Source organism: Fibrobacter sp. UWB5, assembly GCF_002210295.1.
Lineage (GTDB): Bacteria > Fibrobacterota > Fibrobacteria > Fibrobacterales > Fibrobacteraceae > Fibrobacter.
On the sequence record NZ_MWQH01000016.1, the window covers coordinates 1 to 5081 of the forward strand.

General features: G+C 57.4%; 2 tRNA genes and 3 rRNA genes. All 5 read right to left on the reverse strand.

The features are described 5' to 3' along the window. Positions 1 to 5: 5 nt before the first annotated feature. The 5 genes from rrf to B7989_RS13785 all read right to left on the reverse strand — a co-directional run bounded on the left by rrf (position 6) and on the right by B7989_RS13785 (position 5076). Positions 6 to 120: ribosomal RNA gene (gene rrf, locus B7989_RS13765) — 5S ribosomal RNA — on the reverse strand. Positions 121 to 230: 110 nt separating this feature from the next. Beyond that, positions 231 to 3134: ribosomal RNA gene (locus tag B7989_RS13770) — 23S ribosomal RNA — on the reverse strand. Between the two features lie 177 nt (positions 3135 to 3311). Beyond that, positions 3312 to 3384 (reverse strand) — tRNA-Ala (locus tag B7989_RS13775). Between the two features lie 8 nt (positions 3385 to 3392). After that, positions 3393 to 3466: transfer RNA gene (locus B7989_RS13780), tRNA-Ile, on the reverse strand. A gap of 94 nt (positions 3467 to 3560) precedes the next feature. Further along, a 16S ribosomal RNA gene (locus tag B7989_RS13785) occupies positions 3561 to 5076 on the reverse strand. The 16S, 23S and 5S rRNA genes sit together here with 2 tRNA genes alongside, the layout of an rRNA operon. Between the last annotated feature and the right edge of the window lie 5 nt (positions 5077 to 5081).

Consider the following 5081-nt stretch of genomic DNA (forward strand, 5'->3'; position numbering starts at 1 on the left):
CGTGAATCCAGCGGCGACCTACTCTCCCGGGCCCGTGGGCCAGGTACCATCGGCGATGAGGGGCTTGACTTCCGTGTTCGGAAAGGGAACGGGTATGACCCCCTCTCGGTAACCGCTGAAACAATGTCGTCGGCGACAACTTGCTGTCGAAAAAGTCTTTGTTTGCACAGCCTTGAAGCTGATGTGGATCCGGGCTGCCCACGCGGCAGATGAACCGAATCGTCGAAAAAAAGGAAAAGCTCTACCGGGCTATTAGTACCGCTCGGCTCAACGTGTCGCCACGCTCACACCTGCGGCCTATCGACGTCGTAGTCTACGACGGCCCTACATGGGGTTGCCCCCGCGAGACCTGATCTTGGGAACGGCTTCACGCTTAGATGCCTTCAGCGTTTCTCCGATCCGTACACGGCTACCCGGCAATGCCGCTGGCGCGACAGCCGGTACACCGGAGGTACGTCCGTCCCGGTCCTCTCGTACTAAGGACAGCTTCCCTCAAGTCTCGAACGCCCACACCGGATAGGGACCGAACTGTCTCACGACGTTCTGAACCCAGCTCGCGTGCCGCTTTAATTGGCGAACAGCCAAACCCTTGGGACCTTCTCCAGCCCCAGGATGCGACGAGCCGACATCGAGGTGCCAAACCTCCCCGTCGCTATGAACGCTTGGGGGAGATCAGCCTGTTATCCCCAGAGTACCTTTTATCCATTGAGCAACGGCCTTTCCACGCTGTACCGCGGGATCACTAAGCCCTACTTTCGTACCTGCCCGGCGTGTCCGCCTCGCAGTCAAGCTCCCTTATGCCTTTATGCTCTACGCGCGATTGCCGACCGCGCTGAGGGAACCGTTGGATGCCTCCGTTACCTTTTAGGAGGCGACCGCCCCAGTCAAACTGACCATCAGACACGGTCCCTGTCCCGGATGACGGGACGAGGTTAGATCTCAAAGCGCGCAAGGGTGGTATTTCAAGGGCGGCTCCGCGACGACTGGCGTCGCCGTTTCAAAGCCTCCCACCTATCCTACACATGCGGGCCCTAAAACCAATGTCAAAATACAGTGAAGGTTCATGGGGTCTTTCCGTCCAGGTGCGGGTTGCCGGCATCTTCACCGGCACTGCAATTTCGCCGAGTCCCGGGAGGAGACAGTGCAGAAGTCGTTACACGATTCGTGCAGGTCGGAACTTACCCGACAAGGAATTTCGCTACCTTAGGACCGTTATAGTTACGGCCGCCGTTTACCGGGGCTTCGATTCAGGGCTTCGCTTGCGCTGACCCCTCCTGTTAACCTTCCGGCACCGGGCACGTGTCAGACCATATACGTCCACTTGCGTGTTAGCATGGCCCTGTGTTTTTGGTAAACAGTCGCTTCTGCCGTTTCCCTGCGACCTCCAAAGGCTTCGTACTGTTCATACTCACCCTCGGAGGCTCCCCTTATCCCGAAGTTACGGGGTTAATTTGCCGAGTTCCTTCTCCCGAGTTGTCTCGAGCACCTTAGGCTATTCGCCTCGTCCACCTGTGTCGGTTTACGGTACGGGCCCACATTCGCTCCCTTAGGGGTTTTTCCTGGCACGGGCCCACGCGACTCCCGTTCCGGCCGAAGCCTTCGCGAGGTCCGGAGCCTGGGGCATGTACCGGGGGGATTTGCCTCCCCGGAGCCTTGCACTCCATCCGCGGCATCCGTCAGCCGCTACGCGCTGTCCCATGCGTCGCCCCGTCGGTAGTGACGCTTACTGTGGGGTTCCGGAATGTTGACCGGATTGTCATCGGCTACGCCTCTCGGCCTCGTCTTAGATCCCGACTGACCCCGGGAGGATTATCCTTGCCCGGGAACCCTTGGACTTACGGTGTGCGGGTTTTTCACCCGCATTTTCGCATACTCATGCCAGCATTCTCGTTTCCGGTACCTCCAGCGGGCATCGCCACCCGCCTTCCCAGGCCTGCGGAACGCTCTCCTACCACCCTGTTGCCAGGGTCCACGACTTCGGTGACGTGCTTAGTCCCGATCATTTTCGGCGCGGGGTCGCTTGACCAGTGAGCTATTACGCTTTCTTTAAAGGGTAGCTGCTTCTAAGCTAACCTCCTGGCTGTCTGTGCAACCCCACATCCTTTACCACTCAGCACGTACTTGGGGACGCTTAGTCGATGGTCCGGGTTGTTTCCCTTTCGTCCGCTGATCTTATCACCCGCGGGCTGTCTGCCATGCACCACGTTCACGGTATTCGGAGTTTGATAGGGTTTGGTAAGCGGGTGTGCCCCCTAGTCCTTCCAGTGCTCTACCCCCGTGAAGCTATTCATGACGCCATACCTAAATATGTTTCGGAGAGAACAAGCTATCGCCCAGTTTGATTGGTCTTTCGCTCCTACCCACAGCTCATCCGGACACGTTTCAATGTATATCGGTTGGGCCCTCCACGGAATGTTACTTCCGCTTCAGCCGGGCCATGGGTAGATCACTAAGGCTTCGTGTCTGCCGCGTACGACTGGTCGCCCAGTTGAGACTCGCTTTCGCTTCGGCTCCGGGCCTGAGGCCCTTAACCTCGCCGTACGCGAGCAACTCGCTGGCTCATTAAACAAAAGGCACGCCGTCAGGAGGATGAATCCTCCCTCCGACAGAATGTATGCACGCGGTTTCAGGCGCTCTTTCACTCCCCTCTCGGGGTGCTTTTCACCTTTCCCTCACGGTACTGTGCACTATCGGTCATCAGCTCGTATTTAGCCTTGGAGGGTGGTCCCCCCGTCTTCAGGCAGGATTTCACGTGTCCCGCCCTACTCTTCGACGGCCGAACATTTACTCTTGGCTACAGGCCTGTCACCTGCTGTGGGGGGGCTTTCCATCCCGCTTCGCCAAGCATCCATGCTACGGAACCCGTCTGGGCTCCTCCCCTTTCGCTCACCACTACTCAGGGAATCTCGGTTGATTTCTTTTCCTCCGGGTACTTAGATGTTTCAGTTCCCCGGGTTAGCCTCCGCTGGACTATGTATTCGTCCAGAGGATACGCAAATGCGTGGGTTTCCCCATTCGGAATCGCCATGGTCAATGACCCTTTGCGTCTCGCATGGCACTTTCGGGGCTTGGCCCGTCCTTCGTCGCCGGCTGATGCCAAGGCATCCCCCGCGTGCATTCCTTCGCTTAAATCCTGTTTTCCAGCGATTCAGCTCGATCTATTGCTGCATGAGCAGCTCGAATCCACCTTGTTATTCTTGGTGCTTCAAGTCACTCTGTGCTTGTTGCTTTTTCGTATGTTGTCGCCAAAGTTTTCAATCTGCGTCCACCGTCTCGCGGCGGATCTATCCTTGCGCCCGGGGGCGCTTTCCTGGAGCTAAGGAGACTCGAACTCCTAACATCCAGCTTGCAAAGCTGGCGCTCTACCAGTTGAGCTATAACCCCGAAAGGTATGGGCCTGAATGGACTTGAACCATTGACCCCCGCCTTATCAGAGCGGTGCTCTAACCAGCTGAGCTACAGACCCGGGCCCTAAAGGAACCGGAGATGTGCTTCAGGTGACGGTATCGTCTTGAACATGAGTAACAGGTGGTAGGACATATGTCCTATGTTTACTCCTTAAAGGAGGTAATCCAGCCGCACCTTCCGGTACGGCTACCTTGTTACGACTTAGCCCCAGTCAGAGGTCTCGCTTTAGGCGCTGGCCCCCCTTGCGGGTCGGCATCGCGACTTAGAGCGCTCCCTCCTTCCATGGCTTGACGGGCGGTGTGTACAAGGCCCGGGAACGTATTCACCGTGGTGTGCTGACCCACGATTACTAGCGATTCCAGCTTCACGGAGTCGAGTTGCAGACTCCGATCCGAACTGAGGACGGCTTTGAGGATTGGCTCCGCCTCGCGGCGTTGCGACCCATTGTACCGCCCATTGTAGCACGTGTGTAGCCCAGGATGTAAGGGCCATGAGGACTTGACGTCATCCACACCTTCCTCCGGGTTGTCCCCGGCAGTCTCTCCAGAGGGCCCCCTTGCGGGTGGCAACTGGAAACGTGGGTTGCGCTCGTTGCGGGACTTAACCCAACATCTCACGACACGAGCTGACGACAGCCATGCAGCACCTGTGCGGAACGTGTATTGCTACAAACGGCGATCTCTCGCCGCGGCGTTCCCATGTCAAACCCTGGTAAGGTTCTGCGCGTTGCTTCGAATTAAACCACATGCTCCACCGCTTGTGCGGGCCCCCGTCAATTCCTTTGAGTTTCATACTTGCGTACGTACTCCCCAGGCGGCATACTTAACGCGTTGGCTACGGTACCCGCGGCGAACCGCGGACACCCAGTATGCATCGTTTACGGTGCGGACTACCAGGGTATCTAATCCTGTTTGCTACCCGCACTTTCGAGCATGAGCGTCGATAAGTCCCCAGCAAGCTGCCTTCGCCATCGGTGTTCTTCCTGATCTCTACGCATTCCACCGCTACACCAGGAATTCCGCTTGCCCCTGAACTATCCAAGAAACCCAGTTCGGACTGCAGGTCCGGGGTTGGGCCCCGGTATTGTACAATCCGCTTGAGCTTCCGCCTGCGCTCCCTTTACGCCCAGTGATTCCGAACAACGCTTGCACCCCTCGTATTACCGCGGCTGCTGGCACGAAGTTTGCCGGTGCTTCCTCTCGAGGTACATTCAACATCGCCGAAACGATGCCTTATTCCCTCACGACAGTGGTTTACACACCGAAATGCTTCTTCCCACACGTGGCGTTGCTGCATCAGGGTTTCCCCCATTGTGCAATATTCCCTACTGCTGCCTCCCGTAGGAGTCTGGGCCGTATCTCAGTCCCAATGTGGCCGATCACCCTCTCAGGCCGGCTACCGATCGTCGCCTTGGTGGGCCGTTGCCCCGCCAACTAGCTAATCGGACGCAAGCTCATCCCCTGCCGATAAATCTTTTGTCAACCCCGGATGTCCAGGGCCACCATATCCGGTATTACCCGCGCGTTGGCACGGCTATTCCCGAGCAGGGGGCAGATTGCTTACGCGTTACTCACCCGTTCGCCGCTATGCATTGCTGCACCGCTCGACTTGCATGTATAAGACACGCCACCAGCGTTCGTTCTGAGCCAGGATCAAACTCTTCATTAATTTTT